This window comes from Rhizobium sp. P28RR-XV (assembly GCF_012641385.1).
Lineage (GTDB): Bacteria > Pseudomonadota > Alphaproteobacteria > Rhizobiales > Rhizobiaceae > Rhizobium.
Genome location: NZ_JABAIG010000014.1, coordinates 103538 through 125443 on the forward strand (window position 1 = coordinate 103538; position 21906 = coordinate 125443).

Genomic DNA, 21906 nt, shown 5'->3' on the forward strand with positions numbered 1-21906 from the left:
TTGCATGCCATGACTACCATCTGAGCTGCCAGGACGTCACACTTAAAGCGTCATCAGTAATGCCCGGCTGTCTTCGACCTTACCGATCAGATGGCGGTGGTGAAGCAATATCTACGCTGCTCTTAAGACAGAAGCTCTCTCCTTACATCGACGTATCGTGTAGTGGCTATGGTAGTGCTACACCGCCTTCCTATCCGCGTTCAAGGTTCAGTGCGTGACTTCTCTCCAGGCTTTGAGGTGATGCGGTTATGATCTCGTTGATGAGATCGATGTCGCCAACGAGGACAACGGTCTCGATGCCGCGTGTTATCGCGGTGTACAGCATGGTCCGATCCAGCAGCTTCGATCGGACAACGGGGATGATGACCCGCCTGAACGCCGATCCTTGTGCCTTGTGAACGCTGATCGCCCAGCCATGGGTGAGCTTCTCAAGGTCGGCCGTGGCAATCACGTCTTCAATTGGTGCAAGTCGGCGCCCCGTAAAACGAAATATATTCTCGGGACGAATTGGCGATTTGCAGCGAAACAGTCGCAGCGTTTGCAAGCGCCGTACCGGATATGATATCAACTGCAAGTGCAAAAGATTTCAGCATTTTCCTCATTAAAGTCCCTTATTTGGAACGGCACGCCAATAACGTGCAATACAATCATAGGATTCATTTGTGACAAAAGCAGTGTCAAAAAACCACCATAAATAATTCAATATGCGCTCATAGGTTACCTTTCGCACACAAACTTCTAAAACCGCGTTGCACGTTTGGGCCGCGCGTGCTCGTCGGATTTCCGCAAAAAAACAACCAGCGGAAGAATATTAACCGAATATTTAATCACACGCCTTACGCTAACGATTGAGGTATGAAACTCCTTCGTTTTTTGGTCGTCCATGATTGTCGGGCGCGGTTACCATCTAGGAGAAACCTATGATCTCGTCCGTGAATCCGCGTTCCGGTGTTGCCGCTCTATCGCTTCTTGGGGCCGTCAATCAAACCGCGTCTTCCAACAACCAGCCGTCCGTCGCGCAAAAGTTACTGCAGGATGTGACCGGAAACACCGATGATACGTTCAAGGCCGGCAAGGCGATCGGAAAGATTATCGAACTCGTGGCAGGCATGAAGACCTCAGACGCGCCTGCGTCGTCCGATTCGCATCAGCTATTCACTATGGAAGGCGCTCAACGCACCGATTACGCCGATGGCAGCTACAGCGAAACCAAGGCCGGCCAAGGCATGTCTGTCTCCGATCAACAGTTCCAACAAACTGTGCTGGATACAATGCAGCAACAAGCACAAGGAACAGGCCCGGATGCCACCAAGGCCGAGGCTTATTTGGCTGCCTATGCGAACGGCACTATACAGGAAACCGATCTCTCGACTTCCCAAAACGTATCATCAACCATGACGTTGACAAACACCTATTACTCCGACGGAACTGGTAAGGGCACGGGATTTAGCATTAAAAATCAGGGTCTGGAGAACTACATGCAGGCACATACGTATATGGGCGACGATGGCATTCTCCACGACAATGCAACCGGCAAATACGCCTCGATCACCCAGAACGGTACAAAGATATCCTACATTGTTTTTTGATGGCAGTAGCTCTGTGAACGAGCCCGTGCACACCGGCACGTTTGTACTGGCCGACCGATAGTAAGCCTTGCAAGGCATAGCGTAATTGATCGCGTGTCCCTGTCGCAGTTGATAAACATGGCGATCGGCTATCTCGGGCAGAAATTCCAACTCCCGGATGGGGGCACGGAAAAGGTTGCTCTGCATGCCGCAGCGGGAAGCACTCACCGCACTCGTCGTCGGCGGCAACGTCTCAACCGGCGCATTGGCCGGTGCCGGCCAGGAATTGATCGGCGCTATCATTGACAAGGCGTTGGCTGATAATCCCAATCTCACGCAAGACGAGCGCAACGCGCTTGGCCAATGGGCCTCTGCGCTTGTTGGCCTGGCGGCCGGTGGCTCCGCAGATGCGGATTGCGCCGCAGCTTCCTCAAGCGCCGGCGCCGTTCCTTGGCGATGTCATCGGCAACCGTCGAGAAATAGCCACTGTATTCCGGGAGCTCGTGATCTCGGAACGTATTGCGCCTGATCTCACGATAGATCGTCGAGCGATGCCGACCGAGTTGGCGTGCCATCTCGTTGATCGGCACCTTGCGCTCGACGAGGTGATGGAGACGCCGTCGATCGGCGAGGGTCAGTTGCTGATAGCATCGGGACATGCCAAAATCTCCAAAGTGAAGCCATTGAAATCATTGGCATGTTGCGCTTGAAGATAGAGCGTAAATAGTTAGCCAGCTAAAAAGCAGATAAGTTTAACTATGGAACTAGCGCCGCTTTACCGTCAGCCAGTGCATCCCTCGATCTTTTGGAAAGCATTCAATTTCCGACATCCATTCCCGGCCGAGGCGCAGTCGCCGGAAATCAGTCCTGGCGGCAATAGTTCGGAAACAGTTTGATGACCTTCTTTGAGAGCAAGTCTGGGAGCGCGGACGAGGAGGTATCTTTCAGAAAAGGGAGCGGAAATTGGTATTTCTTCAATCGTCCGGACGATCAGAACCATAGCCGTTGAGACCGCGAGCATCAAATAGGATGTTTCGGCGGAATTCGTGGTAAGCCGACCAATCCGCTGGACCTGGACGCCACACTGCCTCGCCGCCGAAGAATGAGATGGCTGCGACGCATGCTGCGTCTAGGTTGCTGACGACGATGTCCGGCTCGGGTTCGGCCCGGATCATGGAGTCGCATCCCTCGGCGCTGGCGAGGTCGAGCGCATGGCCGCGGGCGCGACTGCCGAGGTGTGTCACGGCCGCATCGACTTTCTCCCTTGTGCGGCCATTGATGATCATCTCTGCGCCGGCATGGTGGAGCCCGCGAGCATCTCTTGGCCATCGGATCATCAGCGACATAGGGACGGTTTCTCCAGCGACGGAGGTGCGCAGCACCGTCATCAACTTCCGCGATCCCTGGGATTTCTCTGAAGTCTATACAAACCTCAGAGACTTTGCCCGCAGCTACAGCTTCGACCCGGACACGGAAGACTATCTCGTCAACATAACCACAGGCACGCATGTGGCGCAGATCTGCTGGTTCCTGCTAACCGAGGCCCGCATCATTCCCGGCCGGTTGTTGCAGCTTTCACCGCCGCGCGATCGGGAGGGGGAACAGGATGTCGTCGGAACCCACCGGATTATTGATCTGGATCTTTCCCGTTACGACGAGATCGCCAAGGGTTTGCCTCTGAGCGGGCGGATGCAGCCTCCTTTTTGAAGTCTGGCATATCGACCCGCAATGCCGCCCTTAACAGGATGATCGACGAGATCGAGAGAGTGGTGATCCGATCGACCGCACCCGTCCTGCTGACCGGGCCGACCGGAGCCGGCAAGTCGCAGCTTGCCCGCCGCATTTACGAGCTGAAGAAGGCGCAACGGAAAATCAATGGCCCGTTCGTTGAAGTCAACTGTGCGACATTGCGTGGTGACCAGGCCATGTCGGCGCTTTTCGGCCATGTGAAGGGCGCCTTTACCGGTGCGGCCAGCGAACGTGCGGGCCTCCTGAAATCCGCCGACACGGGCGTCCTGTTCCTCGATGAGATTGGCGAACTGGGCCTCGATGAGCAAGCCATGTGCCTGCGCGCGATCGAGGAGAAGAGATTTTTGCCCGTCGGCGCCGATCGGGAGGTCGCGGCAGACTTCCAACTGCTTGTAGGCACCAATCGCGATCTCGGCGAGGATGTCCGTAGGGGACGTTTTCGCGAGGACCTTTACGCTCGGCTCAATCTGTGGACCTTCCAACTGCCGGCTCTGCGCGAGCGTAAGGAGGATATAGAACCAAATCTCGACTTCGACCTCAGATTTGAGGATGTTAAGCGACAGTGACCGCCGGCGGGTGCGGTAGTGCTTCAAAACATCGAAAAGCGAGTTTCATAGCTAGGCTTGATCTAAAATGTAATATGATCGAAGACTTGGCGAGTTTATGGGTTGTTGAATTGCCGGGCCGTTAGTTCGACTCCCTTCAAGCGTTACGAAACTCCTTTGAGCTCCTCGTAGCCGATCTCTACGAACCATGTCGGTGCTGTGCTTGCCCGCGATTCTATTGAGACCGAACAGTCTGCTTGGCGACAATATTCGACAATACTTTGGTTGGCACCAATTTAGTTTTTACCATCATTTAAGATTTCAGCCCCATTATTGGGGCATCTCGATGTAACCGTTGAATTGCCATGATGGTGGTTCTGACTGAATTAGTTGGTCACGCGCGACATTTGGTCATCAGACTAAACCTGATCCTAAACCTTCGCTTTCCAATTGGTTCCTTTTTCATTCGGTTCGCCATCGGGTGACCCGGTAACGCAGACATAGATTCGACGAACGCAAGGGTGCCAGCATGTGCGGCCTCTAAATCAATTCCACGGAGCGATCTCTTAATGTTCGGCAATTCCAACAAGTCCCGCATGCAGATAGCCTCACTGAAATCGATCACCGCCAATATAATGATAGCCGATGCCAATCTGAACATTCGTTATATGAATGACGCGGTGATGGCCCTGCTCAAAGATGCCGAATCGGACCTTAAGAAGGAGCTGCCGCGCTTCGACTTCGCAAAACTTGTGGGCAGCAATATCGATATCTTTCACAAGAACCCGTCGCACCAACGCAATATGCTTGTTGCGCTGAAGACGCAGCATCGCGCGACGATCTGGGTCGGACATCGCGCTTTCGATCTAATTGTTACGCCGTTGTTGAGCGGAGCAAAAACGACCGGTTTCGTTGTTGAATGGGCCAACGCCAAGGAGCGGCTGCAAAATCTTGACTACCAGGGGCAGATGGTGGCGATCAGCCGCGTACAAGGAATTATCGAGTTTACGACGGAAGGTGAGATCGTTACCGCCAACGAAAATTTCTTGAAGGCAATCGGCTACCGCCTCGATGAAATCAAGGGACGGAGCCACAGCATGTTGGTTGAGCCGGAGTATGCCAAGTCTCCCGAATATAAGGAGTTCTGGGAGGCGCTGCGCCGTGGCGAGGTTCAGGCGGCCGAATTCACCCGTTACGGCAAGAACGGAAAACTTGTCGTGATTAATGCCTCTTACAATCCAATTCTCGATGCCAAAGGCAAGATCACGAAGGTCGTAAAGTTCGCGACCGACGTGACGGAACGCGTGCATGCGGTCAGCGTGATCGGTACCTCGTTGAATAAGCTTGCTAAGGGTGACCTGTCCTTCAGCATCGAGCAGCCGTTCGCACCGGACTTCGAAGACTTGCGAAGCACGATGAACGAGGCGCTCAGCCAGATGCGTAATACGTTAGGCGCTGTGGCGCATTCTACCGACCAGATCGACACCGGAACTCGCGAGATTAGCCAGAGCGCAGGAGATCTATCCAAGAGGACCGAGCAACAAGCTGCCTCACTCGAAGAGACAGCGGCAGCGCTTGACCAAATCACTGTCAACGTCACCAATGCTGCCAAGCGCGCGGATGAAGCCCGTCATGCTGCGTCAACGGCAAGCGAAAACGCCGAGCGGTCCGGCAAGGTCGTGGCCAATGCAGTGGGAGCGATGTCTCGGATCGAGACCTCGTCCAATCAGATTTCCAATATCATCGGCGTCATCGACGAGATTGCTTTCCAGACCAATCTCCTGGCGCTCAATGCAGGCGTTGAGGCCGCCCGGGCTGGCGATGCAGGCAAGGGCTTTGCCGTCGTCGCCCAGGAGGTGCGCGAACTTGCCCAGCGCTCCGCCCGGGCGGCCAAGGAAATCAAGGAGCTGATCCGCAATTCTTCGGAGGAAGTCAGCACTGGCGTCAAGCTGGTCAGCGAGACAGGTGAAGCGTTGCAAACCATCCAGCAGAATATCGTCGCCGTTAATGAACATATGGAAGCAATCACGAGTTCAGCAAAAGAGCAGGCGACAGGCCTTTCGGAAGTCAATTCGGCCGTAAACCAAATGGATCAGGTCACGCAGCAGAACGCGGCGATGGTTGAAGAGACCAACGCGGCGAGCGCGACGCTCGCCCAGGAAACCGCGCGTCTTCGCAACTTAGTCGATGCTTTCCAACTCGGTGGAAACACTTCGGCTGCAGGGTTGTCAAGTCGACGGCCAGAAATCGCAAGGGCCGACCATAGGTCAGTCCCGTCACCGGCCAGACAAATGCTTGCAAAGGTTCGAGCCACAGCCGCGGGAGGCGGAAGCGCTAAGGAATGGAAAGAGTTTTGAGAATCAGAATGGTTCGTGCATTCGGAAAGCAAGCTTCTTGCGGCTACCCAGGAAAATCCATGACGAACATTATTTGCCTTTCCGCCGTGCCCAAGGATTTTGGTCTGAAGAGAACGAAACGCTCGAGGGTGATTGAAACAAGATGTCACGACTTTGTGGATTTGGAGAAAGTACGCGACCGCTTAATGTCGGTCACGAAGGACCTGGAGCTTGCTCATGCAAGCCTATCGCAGGCGGCAACCGACGTGTTGCCGGCAGGGGCGGGCTCGGAATTACCCCCTGCACGGGAATGAAATAGAGTTAAGGCTCCGCTAGAACGCGAGGAGCACGTAGGAAGACATCGATGGATTTCGAAGCGTTTTTCAAAAATGAGTTGGACGGGCTTCATGCCGAGGGCCGTTACCGGATCTTCGCAGATCTGGAACGCCGCCGTGGCAATTTCCCGCGCGCAATCCAGCATACGGCCAATGGCCCCCAGGAAGTGACCGTCTGGTGCTCCAACGACTATCTCGGCATGGGCCAGCATCCGAAAGTGATCGAGGCGATGAAAGAGGCCATCGATCACTGTGGCGCGGGTGCGGGAGGCACCCGGAATATTTCTGGCACCAACCACTATCACGTCCTGCTCGAACAGGAACTCGCCGATCTGCACGGCAAGGAATCGGCGCTGATCTTCACGTCGGGCTATATCTCCAACTGGGCGACGCTCGGCACGCTCGGCGCGCGCATCCCCGGCCTCATCATCTTCTCGGATGCGCTCAACCATGCATCGATGATCGAAGGCATCCGCTATGCGAAGTGCGACAAGGTCATCTGGAAGCATAATGATCTGCACGATCTCGAAGCCAAGCTGAAGGCGGCCGATCCCAAGGCGCCGAAGCTGATCGCGTTTGAATCCGTCTATTCCATGGATGGTGACATCGCCCCCATCAAGGAGATCTGTGATCTCGCGGACAAGTATGGCGCGATGACCTATCTCGACGAAGTGCATGCCGTCGGCATGTACGGCCCGCGCGGTGGCGGCATTGCCGAGCGCGAGGGACTGATGGATCGTCTGACCGTCATCGAAGGCACGCTCGGCAAGGCCTTCGGCGTCATGGGCGGCTATATCGCCGCTTCGACCGCGCTCTGTGATTTCATCCGGTCGTTTGCCTCCGGCTTCATCTTCACCACCTCGCTGCCCCCGGCTCTGGCCGCGGGCGCTGTCGCTTCTATCCAGCATCTGAAGGTCAGCCAGTTCGAACGCATGCGCCATCAGGATCGCGTACGTAAGCTGCGTGCCCAGCTCGATGCGGCCGGTATTCCGCATATGCCGAACCCGAGCCATGTCGTGCCGGTCATGGTCGGCGATGCTGCCAAGTGCAAGTGGATTTCGGATCTGCTGCTCGACGCCGGCGTCTATGTCCAGCCGATCAACTATCCCACCGTGCCGAAGAAGACCGAGCGCCTGCGCATCACGCCGACGCCGCTGCATTCGGATGGCGATATCGAGCAGCTGGTCGGTGCGCTGCATGCGCTGTGGTCGCGCTGTGCGCTGGCCAGGCACGTCGCCTGATCAGGTGTACCGAGAGCCATGTTGATCGTTAAGTTTCGATTAACCTATAGCCTCCATAATTTGGGTGGAAGCAACCGGAGCGAGCTGCCATGCCCGTTAGCGCCCTTTCAGTCCTTGATCCCGACGCGCTAGACGATTACATCGACCTGAGATCGGTTCCGAAGCACCGCTATTTCGGGCGCATCGACATGATCGACCGTCTGCGGCTCGCAGTCCCGTTCGATTACATTTTCATCACGGGCCTTGATGTCGACCACTACAGGTTCGGTCAGGGCTTCTCAATCGACACCGATCTTCCACCCGCCTTTGTCGAGGCATATATGGATGAGCAGGTCCTAAAGGAGGACCCCTTCATTCGGGCCGCGAAGGCTTCCAACAGTGTCGTCGTGGAAAGTGATGTTTATCGCGAGAACGAAGTGTCGCAGCGACTACTCTACCTCCAACGGACCTTCGGCGTACATAACCGAACACTTATCACAGTTATGCGTGACAGCACAGTCTACGGTGCGGTCGGTGTTACCCGGACAACCCCGTTCAACGTGGACGAAATCTCGTTTTTGTCTCTTGTGGCCGAATCAATCCATACCGCGTTCACAAAGCCATTGCTCGATAGATACGCTGCTGACCAGATGAGGCTCTCGAAAGGCGAGATTGCCTGCCTCGCCCAAGCGAGTTTTGGTCTAACCAGCGAGGGAATTGCAAAGGCGACCGGCTACCAGCTTGATACAGTCAACAGCTATATCAAATCAGCGACAAAGAAGCTTGGAGCGTCCAACAGGACGCAGGCGATCGCAGACGCAATCCGCCGCAGGCTAATTGCGTAGTCGTGCGCAAACCACGCATTGGGCAGCTTGCCGCCTTCCTGGCTGGCCGGATCGGGCACGGGCTCAGCGAAGAATCGGGTGACCGGGACGAGGCATGTTTCGACACGCCAATCCATCGTCTCCAGTGCCGCAATTTGAGTTTGCGTACATTGATCGTGCCGCAAGACCGTCGTGACGTATCACGCGCCGTTAACCCGTTCGATCGCCGTGCAAGCTCGAAAGGATTCGCTTTCCGCCTGCTACGCGTCCGACTTGGAATGGTTGATCATGGAAACCCAGCCGTCCAGGGTACATGGTCACGTACATTAACATGTGGCGTATACTCTCGGACGCACGCGGCTTGTGGCGAACCCACGAGGTTACCCGGGAGAGCGTTCAGGGTTCGACCCGACTTTGACGGTCGAATTGTAGCGCGGGTGGTAGCGTGTCCGAGATGCTTCTCTGGGGAGCATGAGCAGTGCGAAATCGTACGCGGCTTTTATCAACCAAAGACAGCAAATTCCATGTGAAACAGTATCTTTCATGCGATTCTTCGGTCAGTCCCGAAGGAGATAATTATGTCTGAATTGATGCTGGCGATGCTTTCCAATATTCGGACGGTTGAAGACATGGTCGCCGCGTTCCGGGACGAGGAGCGTTGCCGTCGCTTGCTGGAAAGCATGGTATGGCCGAATGGCAGAATTTGCCCTGCCTGTGGTTACAAGCGCTCGACCGCGATAGCTGGCCGCGACATGGGCAAGCGCCGCGCGCGACCGGGTCTTTACCAATGCTCCAGCGGTGATTGCCGCTTCCAGTTCACCGTGACAACACATACGCCCCTGCACGCCACGAAGCTTCCGTTGCGCATCTGGCTCAAGGCGATGTGGCTGTTGCTGCAGTCGGATAGCCGCGCGTTGGACAAAGGGGCAAAGCGGGTGGCTGATAAGTGTCAGAGAAAGGTCAGGCATAACAGCTCTCATAGATAAGCAGAGGGAAGGGGGTCAGATCGCCTGGCCGCCCGAGATGTCGAACGTAGCGCCGTTTGCTCAGCCCATGCCGTCGGACAGGATCGCCGCGACCGCGCCGCCGATGTCGTCGGGTTGACCGACGCGACCGAGCGCTATGGTGCCCGCAACATAAGCGTTCACGTTCTCGTCGTCGCGAACTACGCCGCCGCCGAAGTCTGTCGCGATAGCGCCTGGCGCAATCGCGTTGACCCTCATCTGACGCGCGCACCCAACTCGACCGCCATGAATTTAGTAATCGTCTGGATCGCCGCCTTTGTAGCCGCGTATATTCCGTAGCCCGCTATCGTAACTCGCACCAAGGCCGAGGAGACGTTAAGAATGCGACCGCCGTCCGCTATCAGTGGCAGCAACTTCTGTGTCAGGAAGACCGGGCCACGAAGATGTGCGTCGATTAACGAATCGAACTGCTCCTCTGTCACATCAGTCAGGGGTGCATGGGTGCCGTGGCCGGCATTGTTGACCAGGAAGTCGAGGCGTTCGGCGTCGAACTTGGTCTTCAGTTTCTCGGCGACTGTCGCGGCAAACGTTGGGAAAGTCGCCGTGTCGCGGACGTCGAGCGCGATCATCTCCACCTTTCCGCCGAGCGCCTCTATCTCCCGGGTCAGTGCATCCGCCTCCTTCGAGGCACTGAGATAGGTGCCGATGATGCCAACGCCATGCTTGGCGAGATGCACTGCAATGCTACGCCCGAGGCCCCGGCTGGCACCGGTGATGAGTGCGACTTGGTTGGTCATAGGATGCCCTTTCACTGGCTGGTCCGGCTGGGAACTGGGTGCGTTGTCGCGACTTCGCTCCGACAGCAGGGAGATAGGCCATTTAGGCATTGTCCGCTCGCCCAATGCTCTCAATATCTTGCCTGATTATCTCAAGCTCTTTTCTTCCTCGCAAAACGATGCCATAAACCTGTCATGACCGATCATCTCCAGCCCCATCTCAATCTCGCCCTGCGTCACGCCCGTTCTGGGGTAACCGTGACGCCGATACCACGGTTGGAAATTGGCGTGGGACAAGCAACGTCCGGCACGTCGCCGTGTTTATACCGCTCAATGATTTGCTTTATCCTTCAGGGATCGAAAGATGTGGCGATTCATGATAATCTCATGCGCTACGACTCCGAGCAGTATCTTGTCAGCGCGCTGGATCTTCCTCTGAGTGGCCAAATTTACGATGCCGATAGCGGCCGACCGTATGTATCTGTCTCGCTGGTCTTGGATCCTGCTCTGCTCGCTCAAGTCGCGGCCGAAATGCCGCCGGTGCGGGAAGCCGATGTGCCGGGAAGCGGGATTGCGATCAATCCGATGACGCCGGCGCTACGCGACACGCTTCTGCGTCTGCTAACCCTGCTTGACACCCCGAGCGACATTCCGGTTCTAGCGCCTATGGCAGAGCGCGAATTGCTCTATCGCCTTCTGCAGGGGCCTCAAGGACGTTTGCTGCGCCATATCGCTCGACCAGAAGGTGCTCTTGGCCGAATTCGGCGGGCGGTTGAATGGATCCGAGATCATCACAATACGCGGCTGCGAATCGAGGCCTTGTGCGATGCCAGTGGTATGAGCCGTGCCAGCCTGCACCGACATTTCGTGGCGTTGACCGGCCTCAGTCCGGTCCAGTACCAGAAGCAACTCCGTCTGCAGGAAGCGCGGCAGTTGCTGCTCGCAGGAGATCATAGCGCCTCCGACGTCGCTTTCGCTGTTGGCTATGAGAGTGCCTCACAGTTCAGCCGCGAATATCTAAGACAGTTTGGAGCTCCACCAGTGCGCGACGTGCGTCAGATCAGGCAATCGATAGGCGGCTTGGCATAGCGCTCGGTGTGCGGAGGTCTCAAGCTGAGTAACCCGGCTAACGTATGGGGATTTCAGTTGACAGCGGGTCGCCCTCCGGATGGCGTGAGTTATGAGGAATAATCTCTCTGCCCAAACGATAGCTGCCGTTCTGGTGTAGGTGGAAAACTGCCAGGATTTCGGATCTCCCAGATATCGTTCGATGCACGATGTCTTGCATGAGCAGGCATCCGGCAACAACGATATCTAGGAGAAACGATCAATTCCATCCAGCCATCGTCGGTAAGGGAAGTCGGCCGAGCCTTGCGGCAGCGTCGAAAGTATTGCCATGGACTCTGAGCATCATCGGCAGCGCTTCTGGCGACAACGGTTGGCGTGAAAAGTCTGGGCGGCCTTCCGCATCGGTTCACTTGAGACGATTAGGCAAAATGTTGAGCGTATTGGGCGGGATTTTCAATCCGCCGGTCGTTTATTTAGAGGTCGATCGACACGCAGCGTGGTTGCGATGAGCACCGGCTCTCCCCGTCGATACGATACCTCAAATAAACGGACATAGTCATGACACGCCTTAGTGGAAAACGTACCCTGATCACCGGCGGCACCTCGGGCATTGGTTTCGAAACCGCCAAGCAATTCCTCAATGAGGGCGCACGCGTTATCGTGACCGGCAACAACCCGGACTCGATCGAAAAGGCAAAATCCGAGTTCGGTTCCGAAGTTGTCGTTCTCAAAGCCGACAGTGCAAGCGTCGAGGCACAGCAGGCGCTCGCCAATTCGGTAAAGGACCATTACGGCCAGCTAGACGTCGCCTTCCTCAATGCTGGCATCTCCGTCTGGCAGCCGATCGAGAACTGGACCGAAGAAGCCTTCGACCGTTCCTTTGCGGTAAACGTGAAAGGTCCCTACTTCCTGGTGCAGGCACTGCTGCCTGTCTTCGCAAATCCGGCCTCGGTGGTGCTCAACACCTCGGTCAACGCCCATGTCGGCGTCGCCAACTCGACGGTCTATGGTGCGACCAAGGCAGCCTTCCTCAACCTCTCGAAGACGCTTTCCGCCGAACTCTTCCCCCGTGGAGTTCGTGTGAACGCGGTCAGTCCTGGCCCAGTCGCGACGCCGCTTTACGACAAGCTTGGAATTCCTGACGCCTATCGCGAGCAGGTGGATAAGGACATCGTCGCGGGGATTCCGCTTGGCCGCTTCGGCAGCCCGGCAGAAGTCGCTAAGGCAGTCGTTTATTTGGCGTCGGATGAATCCGCGTGGACGATCGGCTCGGAGATCGTGGTCGACGGCGGGCGAACCCTGAACATCTGATCAAGCACGGCTACTCGCGAAGGTAGGGCTTGGCGCCGATGGATCAATCTCAGGAGAGAAATCCGCGGCGTCAAGCATCTTTCAAGCGCATTTTGAAAGAATAATCGAGTGACAGATTCAATAGGCGCATTTGTGCCAAGGCGGATTGCATGACGGCTGCTCATCCACAAAATAAAGCCACAAGCGTTGTCCTGATCCATGGCGCTACCATGGATGGATCTTCCTGGCGCCCCGTGCACGACATCCTGAAAGGGAGGGGGCTCAATACCGCTGTCGTGCAGCTTCCGCTGACAGGCCTCGACGCGGACGTCGCGGCCGCGCGTCTGGCCATCGGCCGACAGACGGGGAGCGTCGTTCTGGTCGCGCACTCTTACGGAGGGGTCGTCGCTTCGGTAGCAGGCACCGGTCCGAAGGTCAGCGCGCTCGTTTACGTGGCCGCCCTGCAGCCTGACGAAGGCGAGAGCCTTGCCAGTCTTGCCGCTCGAACTCCTTCCGAAAACCACATGCTGGATCTCGGCGATGGCACGGTCATCCTCGACCCAGCGCACTATGCAGCCGACATGGCAGATGACCTGCCAATTGAAGATGCCGATTTTCTTGCGGTGTCGCAGCGCCCGACGGCTATGGCCGTCTTCGGTGCTCCGGTTGGTGAGGTCGCGTGGCGCGATAAGCCGAGCTACGGCATCATCGCGACAAGGGATCGGATCCTCAATCCGGATCTCGCGCGGTTCATGTATGCGCGCTCCAACGCGACAGTGGTCGAGATAGAGGCGGGCCATGTGCCACACCTCTCCCATCCGCAGGCCGTCGCGGACGTTATCGCCTTAGCAGTAGATCGGTCGGTAAGCTCCAACGAGCCCCACCAACGCGCAAGGCGTCAAGTTCCATAAATCAATCTTATGCCACAGTGACGTCATTTCAATGATTTGGACGACTGGTTAGTAGGGCCGCCGGTTCAGATCCTCTCAAGGCGTTAAATTATTCCGTGCATTTTGGTATCGTAGTATCATGCCGCCCAATACGGAATATACCTCGCATTGCGCTTGCCTTGATCCGGGTCCGCCGGAGCAATACGGCCTAGTTTGATTGACTCTGCAATCACAGCGGAAACGGCCTGATACTCTTCCGGAGCCAATGAAAACGCTCGCGTAACGTCGCATTGCTCATGTAATCGTGGGTGAGCCACCGAAGGACGCAATGAAAAAAGCAAGCACGCAATTTTTCCGCCTTTGACATCTGGCCGAAGCCCTTCGGCGCAAACAGCACCACACGCATCGAATGCTCAGATGAGATGAAGTCTGGGGGAGGCAGCCGCTGCGCTTCGATTTCTATCAGGGTTTTGTCGAGACCGCCGCCGCGCTCCTCACACAGTCCGAAAGAACGCATGGTTGCAGCAAGCTTTTCGTTTCTCGATCGACGTTCGTCCAGAATACGATCGGTGTTGATTAGGGAGTTGCCGGGATTGGTAACCTCGATGCGGTTGTCGTAGATTTCAACGACTGGTCCAACGCCGGTTGCCATAAAGTCCTGGTGAATAAGAGCGTTCGCAATAACCTCGCGTACAGCGGTTTCCGGGAAATGCGGCACCATCCGTCGAACGCCATCGATATACCGCTCGTCCTTCGGCAGCCTCTCCATCAGAAACCGCATCATTGCCGTGAAAGCGACAGCATACCCCTTCCTGCCCTCCTGTTCGAAGTCGGAACGGGACTTATCACGGCCGGAATATTTGACAATGCGAACCGTCTTCCCCGCGATTGATGGGAAAACCGTTACATCACGCGCTAGCATAATTGCGCCTAAGTTGGTGATGTCGAACCTTCCCTCGAGATTGTCGAGAAGGAAGCCTGCATCAACCATTTTTCGAATGATTTCTTGATTATTTTTTGGCCTTGGCTCATCGGTCAGATCATAAATCGGATCTGGATCCAGCATAGCGAAAATATCGTCTGCCGTTACATTCGACGATGCAACCGCAGTTTCGAAACGTCTTCGACCAGTCGCTATCCAGAGAGCACGTTCGTGTTCGGGAAATTCGGCAAGCTTCTTCTTGTTTTCGCCAATCCTGATAAATTCCGCACCGGAAAACTTCACAGGCCGCTCGTAGGAGGGCTCAATGGCGACGATTGAGTAAGCCAAGCCGTCGCACATAAAGTCCAGCACCTCGATCAGCACCCGGGGCTCGACCATTCGGGCGAGCCAGTTGGTGAAATCCTCGTTGCCCTGCTTTAGTTGCTGCAGGCGGAGTTCGGTACCGACACGTCTCTTAGTCCTGTCTTCTATCCCAAAGACGAGAAAGGCACGATCTCGGCCAAGCAGCATTGCCGAGTTCGCCAGCGCCGACACGTATTCTCCGATTTCACGCGGATCTTTATTGTTGACCTTGAACTCGAGCCACGCACTCTCACTCGGCTCTTGCAGCAATCGATTGAGAAGTGCGCAGGGATCATGAATTGGCATGTCGGGCCTCTTTTATCCCCCTTATATCAGATTCGGTGGCTTCAGCAGCATTTTTCGATCAAGGCCAGCAACAATTCGGAATAAAAACAAAGCGATGCGGTAAGGCCGTCAAAGAGGTTTTTTATCCTCGTTTTGAACCAGCCTTGCTGCAGCTGCCTTGCTAAGCGCAAATTTGGCCATCCGCTTTTATCCCCGTTATATCCGAATCTAATCATGCGCGAAGGACTTCTATTATGAGAAACAATAACTTAGGTATCTAAGCGGTAGGCGGTTTATATCGTCTTGAAATTGTGCCGCCCCATAGCCCCTATCGATGACTAAGCGCCGCCTTCCCAAACCTGATTAAGAATCTTGGCCGCCAGTGCGGCCTTGTCCTGCGGCAGGAAACGACCGTAGTGCTGCTGCACGACATCAGGCGTATCCTGAATGGCGTAGCTGGCCTGCTCGTACGAGCCGGTCTGTTTGAGGATATGGGTGGCGAGAATATCCCGTAGGTTATGTGGCCCATGCGGCAGCAGCCCTTTGATGGCGCCACGGCCGGTATAGGGATTGTAGATCCCATAGCGCTGGATCACAGTTCTCCAAGCCTCGTAGAACTTGGTTGAATCGTAGGCGGCGTCAATACTGGTCGTCTTCACCGTCTTGACGAACAGCGTGCCTGGATCCTTGGCGCTGCCGAGCAGCACGCCGCGATGTTTGTCGATATAGGCCTCGAGGTATTTGTAGAGATCGAGAAGATCCGGAAGGATCAGTCGGAATGGCTTCTGACCGAAAAACGATGACCCGGAATTCTTGAACGCGACCGAAGGGATGAGGACTTCCCAGCCGCCATCGCGATCGCTCCAACGGAGTTCGCCGCATTTCAGGTCCTCGAGCCGTCGCTCCGATGTCGGGAAGTGTCCGCGCGGGCAGACATGCAATTGTCGCAGGTTCTTCTGGCGAAGGCCGAGATGCAGGCCAAGGCGCAGGAGCAAGAACGATCGGACGGCTTCGGCAGCCGGCCGCGGGTATCGATCTTCATCAGGCATGCGTTTCAGGATCTCGTCGGTTATCTTGCGGTATTCGGCGAGCGGGCTGTCGGCCTCGAGGATGCACATGATCGGCTCGAACGGATCACGGTGGACGCGCATCACCCGCTGGATTTCCTTTGAGCGGTTGGCTGCATGCCGGTGGAACGCGTCGCAGGCGGCGTTCCAGTCTCGGGTTGCGAACTCGATCTCGTCCTGTTCGATCAGCCCTTCGATCGGCCGAACATTCTTCAGAAGTTCCGGATGTTGTCGGATCCAGCCGACGTCTGCTCGGGTGAGAGCCTGTGCCACCATCAGCATGTCCTCTTCCCACTTGGTATAGAAGCCACGCCGCTGCTCGCGCCATTGCAGGTACCAGTCCCAGACGCCCGGGAAGACCAGCAGGCCAAAGCTCAGTTGGCTGAGCGGAACGCCGCGACCTTGACGATGCTGGAGGGGGAGGCGGCAAGTGCGACAAACATGAGGCCAAGGTGTTCGATCTTCTGGGACGCGGTTTCCTCTCCCCAGACCCCGTTTCGCTGGAAACCGATCGCCGTGAGGGTCGAAGTCTTGAAGCGGATGAGATCCGCCATTTCCATCGCGAGCCGCGGCGGTGCATCGACGACGCCTGACAGCAGGTCGGGATCGTCGAGTTCTTCAACAATATTCTGGTTACCGTTGGCGGCAGAGGCCAGAGATCGGGGTGACAGCGAACCGCCGCCATAGGTGACACCGGGAAATCGGATCGCATAACGCTGCTTGCTGGCTGCTGCCTGGTAACGGCGATATTCGGTCGAGCCCGAAATGATCACCCGGCGGACCCAGTCGAGAATCTCTTCCCGTTTGGTGAAGGGCAGGCTGCTGAAATCATCCGGCAGATGCAAGGAGATGCGACGTCGCTCGGCCGGGCTGATATCACCGAGGTCATGACCGTAGAGCGATCGCGCCTGATGCGGCAGCTTTGCCTTGAAGTATCCCTCTGACAGTCGGTAGCGTGTTTCAATGCGCCGCAGGATATCAAAGCTGGCAACCGACTGCGGCACGCGTTCGCCCTGGATCCAGGACAGAAGCGTCTTGCTGTCGAAAGTCTCTGTTAGACGGACCACGGCACCATATAGTTGCCAGTAGCTGTCGCCGAACCGACGCATATGGTAGATCAGCGCATCCTGAAAACTCGCCGGATCGTCGGTCGCTTCGAACAATGGATCCGGAAACGGGCTGATGGGCTTCGGAGCCGGCCCACGTTGAGCAGATGTAGTCTGGGCGAAGATGCCGTCCTTCGCGGCGCGCTGCGGTTTTCTGGTTGAGGATGCAGCCGCGGGCTTTTTGACGGGCTCAACCTTGCTTGTGCGCATAGACAGTTTCGCCGACGGAACGTCTTCTGCGACGGGTGGAGCTTTTAGCCATCGGATGATCGTATCCAATGCCGGCCGTAGCTGCTTCTTCAATTCTGCCGTCATTTCGTCTTCGATCCCGCAGTACTCTCCGATCGCGGTCCAGTCGAGCCGGCCGTTCAGGACCGGCGGTCGCTTGCGGTAAATGATCAGGCTGATCAGATAGGGGCGCACATTCTCCAGCACCCGCTTTGAGGATATCGGCGCAATACGCACCTCGCAGAATTCCGAAATTTTGCGCTGAAAATGACCTGATGAAAGATCGTGTTTGGCCATGCTCATTCCGTTTCTCGCGACTTAAGTGCCGAGGGCGAGCGGAAATAGAACCGGAGCTTTAAAAATCAGTTTATCGCCTTTGGTGGCGGTTTATTTGGTTCGTGCTGGCTCTCGGCGCATTTACCCATGAGAATTAAGGCTTATAACGAAAGGCCTTGGCGATACGGGGGGAATGCCAGAATTTCATCCGGCAATGCGCGTGAAACTTCGGCCGTTATCAAAACTTTCAATATCGCCGAGACGGTTCAGAGATATTAGGACATCCTGAATTTGTGGGCCGACAAGCTTTGGCTCCCTGAACTCTGCAGCGATCTCGATTGCGGTGAGCGGCATTTGATGCCGATCGAGAAGAGCAAGCACCTGGGCCGCCTGTATCTTCCTTTCGTCTGAGAAGCGGGACTTGCTTTTCGGCTGTTGAACGGTGGACATCGACTGGATGCGGTCGGCGCGATGAACCAGAGGTCCCATCTTCTCTATCTGATAATCAGCGCGCAGCCAGCGGATCAATCCGCGGCGTTCTTCCATCATTCTTCGCTGGTTGAGTTCGACCAGTTGTGCCAATATCTCGCCCTCGGCAAGATGGATATCGAATCCGTAAGCCTTCATGACCGATATGTCGATCTGCTCATGTAGATCCTTGAGGATCCGGATACGTCCGCGCTTGTGGAGTTCACGGTCCGCCGCGGAAAGTGCCTCTCCCGATCGGGAAATTTCCAGCATGTTGTACAGCCCGGTTAGGGTCAGATCGGGACTTTCCGCAAGAACCAGCTTTCGCGTGCTATCGAGTTCTTCGGCCAAGTCCGCGATTTTTGTGCGCCATGTTATTGTTGCGTCCGGGAATGGATACGGATCGAAGCAGCGCGACTTGGAATAACGAGGATCGTTACCGACACCCTGACGCCCGCCTGCGCGAAGGGACCATATGATATGGGGGCGAGAAGACAGAACGCCGAGATCGAAAGCATTGTCTGATGCGATAGCTACCAGCATATTGTCTGGCAGTATGCTGGTATCGAGAAACTGAAATACGCGATGTTTCGATGTCTCTACCGTGGCAATATAGCGACTTATGGTCTCGAGTGCCGGTCGCATTTCCCGTCTAGGCTCGCCAAACTGCCACCACCTTTCCCGATAAGAAGGCCGGTTATTCCTGTCTCGCTCGGGTTTCACGAATTCGAGCAGGTGTTCATAAACTTCCGGGTAGGCTTTGCGCACAAAAGCTGCATCCAGACCGAAAAGATCGATTACCATAACCCCACGCGATCGTGCCGTCAGATCCCGACCATTTCTATAATCGCGAATGTGCCGATCAAGACCTGTCCGTTTTCCGAGACCCAGTTCAACGGCCTTATTTCGGGTAACTATAAAACCATCTCCGTGGAGCTTCATGCCAGGTGAACACAGCCAAGAGTTCGATAGCAGAGATTGAGCTCTGGTAACGTCAGCACCTATTGATAAATCTGCGTTGATGGTTCCGTGTCGCGCGACGAACGCGATTTTCGGTTCGTCAGTATCGATCTCGTCTTCCGTCCTGACTTGGCGCAAGACGCCCTGCACGTTGCCTGCAGCAGCCACGGTAATGGCGATACGCACGGCGGCCGCATCTTTCGTCGCTTTTGTCCAGGGATGGTCCGGTATAGCCAGCAAAATGGAAACTGGTGAGGCCGCAGACAGATGACGCTCCAGCACCCGACGCTGAAACACCTGTGTGATTGAATTGGTCGTAACGAAGCCGAAACGGCGGAGTCGCGTTCCTTTTTTGGTCAGTAACTCAGCGGCGCGGTCCCACCAATACATGACAAGATCTGCAGATGGGTTGATCTGGGGATTCGCCTCCCACAGAGCCTCTGCATATCCGCCTTCAAGCCGTCCGCGGATGTCCTTCCCGCCGATAAACGGTGGGTTTCCGACTATAAAGTCCGCATCCGGCCATTCGGGCCGCCTGACATCTTGAAACGAATAGACCTCGCGGCCCTGCTGGTCGCAGATGGGACGACCGAGCTTGTCCCGTTTCACATGGCGGGTTGGATAATCTGCCCAGGTGAGGAGGGCGTCCTGCTCTTTCACATGATCCGCGCTGCCGATGACCGGCTCCGGAGGGACCGTCGTCCGGGTTCTCATGTGCCATTGGATATAGCCAATCCAGAGAACCAGTTCCGCAATCTCCACGGCACGGCCGTTCAATTCCATTCCGAAGAATTGTTCCGGCTTTACGGACAGATGATCGACGTTCGCGATTGCCTGATCGCCGCCGATATCCTGCAGTTGCTTCAGAACCTCGCCTTCTAGTTGTTTCATCCTCCGCAAGGCGACATAGAGGAAATTGCCGGTGCCACAGGCCGGATCCAGAACGCGCACCGATGATAGAGACCTCAGAAAGTCTTCGATCTCGCGAATGGCGGCCGTTTTCATACCGGCCCGCAAGGCGCGTTCTGCAGCCGATTGATGGCCGAGCCAATCTTGCGTCAGGGGCTCGATGACGGTCGCATTCACCACCCGTTCGACATAGGAGCGAGGGGTGTAATGCGCTCCCAGGCGCCGGCGTTCGACCGGATCGAGCGCCTGCTCGAACAGCGTGCCAAAAATCGCCGGCTCCAGGTCGCACCAGTCGGAACCGGAAGCCTCGCGGAGCAAGCGCATTTCATCCGTCGTGAGAGGCAGCGCCGCCGCATTCTTAAAAAGCTTGCCGTTGAACCGAAGCAGACGTTCGCCAATGCCTGGCGAGTAACTGCCTTGGTCCATGTGCTTCCAGAGATCATCGATCTCGAACGCAAAGCGTCTGGGGTCTTCGATGCACCGGTCGAGAAGTTCAGTAAACCCCTTCTTTCGAAGCAGTCCGACGTCCTCAACGAACATCGTGAAGAGACAGCGCATCAGGAAGATCGCGACATTGCGGGGATCGAAGCCTCGGCCTTCGAGTGCTTTCGAGATATCGGCAAGGCGCCCGGCGATTTGTCGCGTCACTTTCGCAGTTTGCTTCGCGGGATCCAGACTATATGGATTTTCCCAGACCATCCGCAGAAGCTCTCGCCTCTCTGGCTCCTTGAGATCTTCAAGGTGGATGCGAAACGTTTTTGCATCCGGAAACTGCGCATAATGTCGCCCGTTGCCAGAGAAGTCGGCATAAAGTTCGAGAACGCGTCCTACGTCGCAAACAATCAGAAATGGCGGATAAGGATGCTCGGCCGGAAGCGCGCCGGCATAACGCTCGGCCTGGCGCCGCGCCTGAATCATCAGGTGGTCAATAGCGCTGGCGTCGTCCTTACGGCTATGAGACTTGGCGGAAACAAACAGGTCTCCTTGCAAACCGACGGGACCGTCGGCCACCGCTCTTTGTCGACTTTGCTTGGCTTCAAGGATGAAATGTCCGCGTTTGTAGAGATCGATACGGCCCGCTTCGGGGCGACTTTCAGATAATCTTCGCTCGACTCTGCGCTCGAACACATAATCGTTCAATTCGTGAGAAGCGCCGGCTGGATCTGGATGGGCAACTTCGAGAACATCGCAGAGCTCGGTTAAGAAAAGAGAATAGTTTGCTCGTTCCTGCCCGCCCTCCCTATTCGACCAGCGCGTGACAAAATCTGAAACTCTTAAAGATTTACTGCCGTTATCCACCCTCATGGAAACTATATTGTGGATAACGAGTGAAAAAATATTTAACCAAAATTTTTGGTTGAAGTTCTGTTGGGGCTGCTGAAGAGAAATGCTGCGGGGACGAAAATCAAGTTAAATCAATAAGTCTTATGACCCTTTGGGGGAGGCGCTGGTTCATATCCTTTCACATCAGGTCTTTTGTCAATTGTTCATTCAAGTGGCATCGAATTTCTCCTTGGTGAGCGGATCCGCGGTCTGAGCCCATAGCAATTACCGGCCCGGTTTCTCGGGCCTATACAACCTCACATCCGGTCGCTGCTCTCGGCGGCTGCACCATTTTCCCGCATTCGGCGGGCACGGGCTCAGGAGAACGGGACCAAACTCAAGATCGGCGTTTAAAGGCCAAAAGGATTCCCGGTCCGTCCACCTGGATCCGTCAGGACTGATCAGGTCCTGAGGATTCGAATTTTCGTTTCAC

The 21906-nt window shown here is 55.9% G+C and carries 12 protein-coding genes and 6 pseudogenes; 10 read left to right on the forward strand and 8 right to left on the reverse strand.

Annotation, left to right across the window (positions count from 1 at the left end; genetic code table 11):
• Positions 1-190: 190 nt before the first annotated feature.
• Positions 191-544 (reverse strand): ATP-binding domain-containing protein, encoded by a 354-nt coding sequence (locus tag HGP12_RS26825; protein WP_246703542.1) that lies wholly within the window; start codon positions 542-544, stop codon positions 191-193.
• A gap of 376 nt (positions 545-920) precedes the next feature.
• On the opposite strand from HGP12_RS26825, the gene HGP12_RS26830 reads away from it, so the two are divergent.
• Positions 921-1589 (forward strand): hypothetical protein, encoded by a 669-nt coding sequence (locus HGP12_RS26830; protein ID WP_168879730.1) that lies wholly within the window; start codon positions 921-923, stop codon positions 1587-1589.
• Positions 1590-1966: 377 nt separating this feature from the next.
• Here HGP12_RS26830 and HGP12_RS26835 read toward each other — a convergent pair.
• A pseudogene (locus HGP12_RS26835) lies at positions 1967-2227 on the reverse strand (helix-turn-helix domain-containing protein); the annotation flags it as partial.
• 315 nt (positions 2228-2542) lie between these two features.
• Positions 2543-2959: a hypothetical protein gene (locus HGP12_RS34220; protein WP_246703555.1), complete on the reverse strand. Its 417-nt coding sequence runs from the start codon at positions 2957-2959 to the stop codon at positions 2543-2545.
• On the opposite strand from HGP12_RS34220, the pseudogene HGP12_RS26845 reads away from it, so the two are divergent.
• The 5 genes and pseudogenes from HGP12_RS26845 to HGP12_RS26865 all read left to right on the forward strand — a co-directional run.
• Positions 2886-3859, forward strand: a pseudogene (locus HGP12_RS26845) (RNA repair transcriptional activator RtcR family protein); the annotation flags it as partial. The gene HGP12_RS34220 and the pseudogene HGP12_RS26845 overlap by 74 nt on opposite strands.
• Positions 3860-4431: 572 nt before the next feature.
• Positions 4432-6219, forward strand: coding sequence for a methyl-accepting chemotaxis protein (locus HGP12_RS26850; RefSeq protein ID WP_168879731.1), 1788 nt, complete (start codon positions 4432-4434; stop codon positions 6217-6219).
• A 59-nt stretch (positions 6220-6278) separates the two neighbouring features.
• Complete coding sequence (locus tag HGP12_RS26855; RefSeq protein ID WP_168879732.1) at positions 6279-6512, forward strand: hypothetical protein; 234 nt, start codon at positions 6279-6281, stop codon at positions 6510-6512.
• Positions 6513-6562: 50 nt separating this feature from the next.
• Positions 6563-7774 carry a 5-aminolevulinate synthase gene (gene hemA / locus HGP12_RS26860; protein ID WP_168879733.1) on the forward strand — a complete coding sequence of 404 codons (1212 nt, stop codon included), beginning with the start codon at positions 6563-6565 and terminating at the stop codon, positions 7772-7774.
• 89 nt (positions 7775-7863) lie between these two features.
• Positions 7864-8598 (forward strand): autoinducer binding domain-containing protein, encoded by a 735-nt coding sequence (locus HGP12_RS26865; RefSeq protein ID WP_168879734.1) that lies wholly within the window; start codon positions 7864-7866, stop codon positions 8596-8598.
• Here HGP12_RS26865 and HGP12_RS34225 read toward each other — a convergent pair.
• A pseudogene (locus HGP12_RS34225) lies at positions 8598-8758 on the reverse strand (SOS response-associated peptidase); the annotation flags it as partial. The gene HGP12_RS26865 and the pseudogene HGP12_RS34225 overlap by 1 nt on opposite strands.
• Before the next feature lie 397 nt (positions 8759-9155).
• Between HGP12_RS34225 and HGP12_RS26875 the strand changes: the two are divergent.
• A pseudogene (locus HGP12_RS26875) lies at positions 9156-9482 on the forward strand (transposase); the annotation flags it as partial.
• A 141-nt stretch (positions 9483-9623) separates the two neighbouring features.
• Here HGP12_RS26875 and HGP12_RS26880 read toward each other — a convergent pair.
• Positions 9624-10339, reverse strand: a pseudogene (locus tag HGP12_RS26880) (SDR family NAD(P)-dependent oxidoreductase).
• A 174-nt stretch (positions 10340-10513) separates the two neighbouring features.
• Between HGP12_RS26880 and HGP12_RS26885 the strand changes: the two are divergent.
• From HGP12_RS26885 to HGP12_RS26895, 3 genes are all read left to right on the forward strand, one after another.
• Complete coding sequence (locus tag HGP12_RS26885; protein WP_168879735.1) at positions 10514-11407, forward strand: AraC family transcriptional regulator; 894 nt, start codon at positions 10514-10516, stop codon at positions 11405-11407.
• Positions 11408-11944: 537 nt separating this feature from the next.
• Entirely contained in the window at positions 11945-12697 is a 753-nt protein-coding gene (locus tag HGP12_RS26890; protein WP_168879736.1) for an SDR family oxidoreductase, read from the forward strand.
• A gap of 149 nt (positions 12698-12846) precedes the next feature.
• Positions 12847-13587, forward strand: coding sequence for an alpha/beta fold hydrolase (locus HGP12_RS26895; RefSeq protein ID WP_168879737.1), 741 nt, complete (start codon positions 12847-12849; stop codon positions 13585-13587).
• A 208-nt stretch (positions 13588-13795) separates the two neighbouring features.
• Here HGP12_RS26895 and HGP12_RS26900 read toward each other — a convergent pair whose 3' ends face one another.
• The 3 genes and pseudogenes from HGP12_RS26900 to HGP12_RS26910 all read right to left on the reverse strand — a co-directional run bounded on the left by HGP12_RS26900 (position 13796) and on the right by HGP12_RS26910 (position 21455).
• Positions 13796-15157, reverse strand: a complete 1362-nt coding sequence (locus HGP12_RS26900; protein ID WP_246703543.1) for an ATP-binding protein — start codon at positions 15155-15157, stop codon at positions 13796-13798.
• Positions 15158-15474: 317 nt separating this feature from the next.
• Positions 15475-17840 (reverse strand): annotated as a pseudogene (locus HGP12_RS26905) (hypothetical protein).
• A gap of 177 nt (positions 17841-18017) precedes the next feature.
• A complete protein-coding gene (locus HGP12_RS26910; protein ID WP_168879738.1) occupies positions 18018-21455 on the reverse strand; it encodes a DNA methyltransferase in 3438 nt (1145 codons plus the stop codon).
• Positions 21456-21906: the final 451 nt, after the last annotated feature.

Bases quoted from the DNA above. Each gene is read 5' to 3' on its own strand.
- HGP12_RS26900 (WP_246703543.1), bottom strand. From the start codon at position 15,157: ATGCCAATTCATGATCCCTGCGCACTTCTCAATCGATTGCTGCAAGAG.
- hemA (WP_168879733.1), top strand. From the start codon at position 6,563: ATGGATTTCGAAGCGTTTTTCAAAAATGAGTTGGACGGGCTTCATGCC.
- HGP12_RS26885 (WP_168879735.1), top strand. From the start codon at position 10,514: ATGACCGATCATCTCCAGCCCCATCTCAATCTCGCCCTGCGTCACGCC.
- HGP12_RS26865 (WP_168879734.1), top strand. From the start codon at position 7,864: ATGCCCGTTAGCGCCCTTTCAGTCCTTGATCCCGACGCGCTAGACGAT.
- HGP12_RS26855 (WP_168879732.1), top strand. From the start codon at position 6,279: ATGACGAACATTATTTGCCTTTCCGCCGTGCCCAAGGATTTTGGTCTG.
- HGP12_RS26895 (WP_168879737.1), top strand. From the start codon at position 12,847: ATGACGGCTGCTCATCCACAAAATAAAGCCACAAGCGTTGTCCTGATC.
- HGP12_RS26830 (WP_168879730.1), top strand. From the start codon at position 921: ATGATCTCGTCCGTGAATCCGCGTTCCGGTGTTGCCGCTCTATCGCTT.
- HGP12_RS26910 (WP_168879738.1), bottom strand. From the start codon at position 21,455: ATGAGGGTGGATAACGGCAGTAAATCTTTAAGAGTTTCAGATTTTGTC.
- HGP12_RS26850 (WP_168879731.1), top strand. From the start codon at position 4,432: ATGTTCGGCAATTCCAACAAGTCCCGCATGCAGATAGCCTCACTGAAA.
- HGP12_RS26890 (WP_168879736.1), top strand. From the start codon at position 11,945: ATGACACGCCTTAGTGGAAAACGTACCCTGATCACCGGCGGCACCTCG.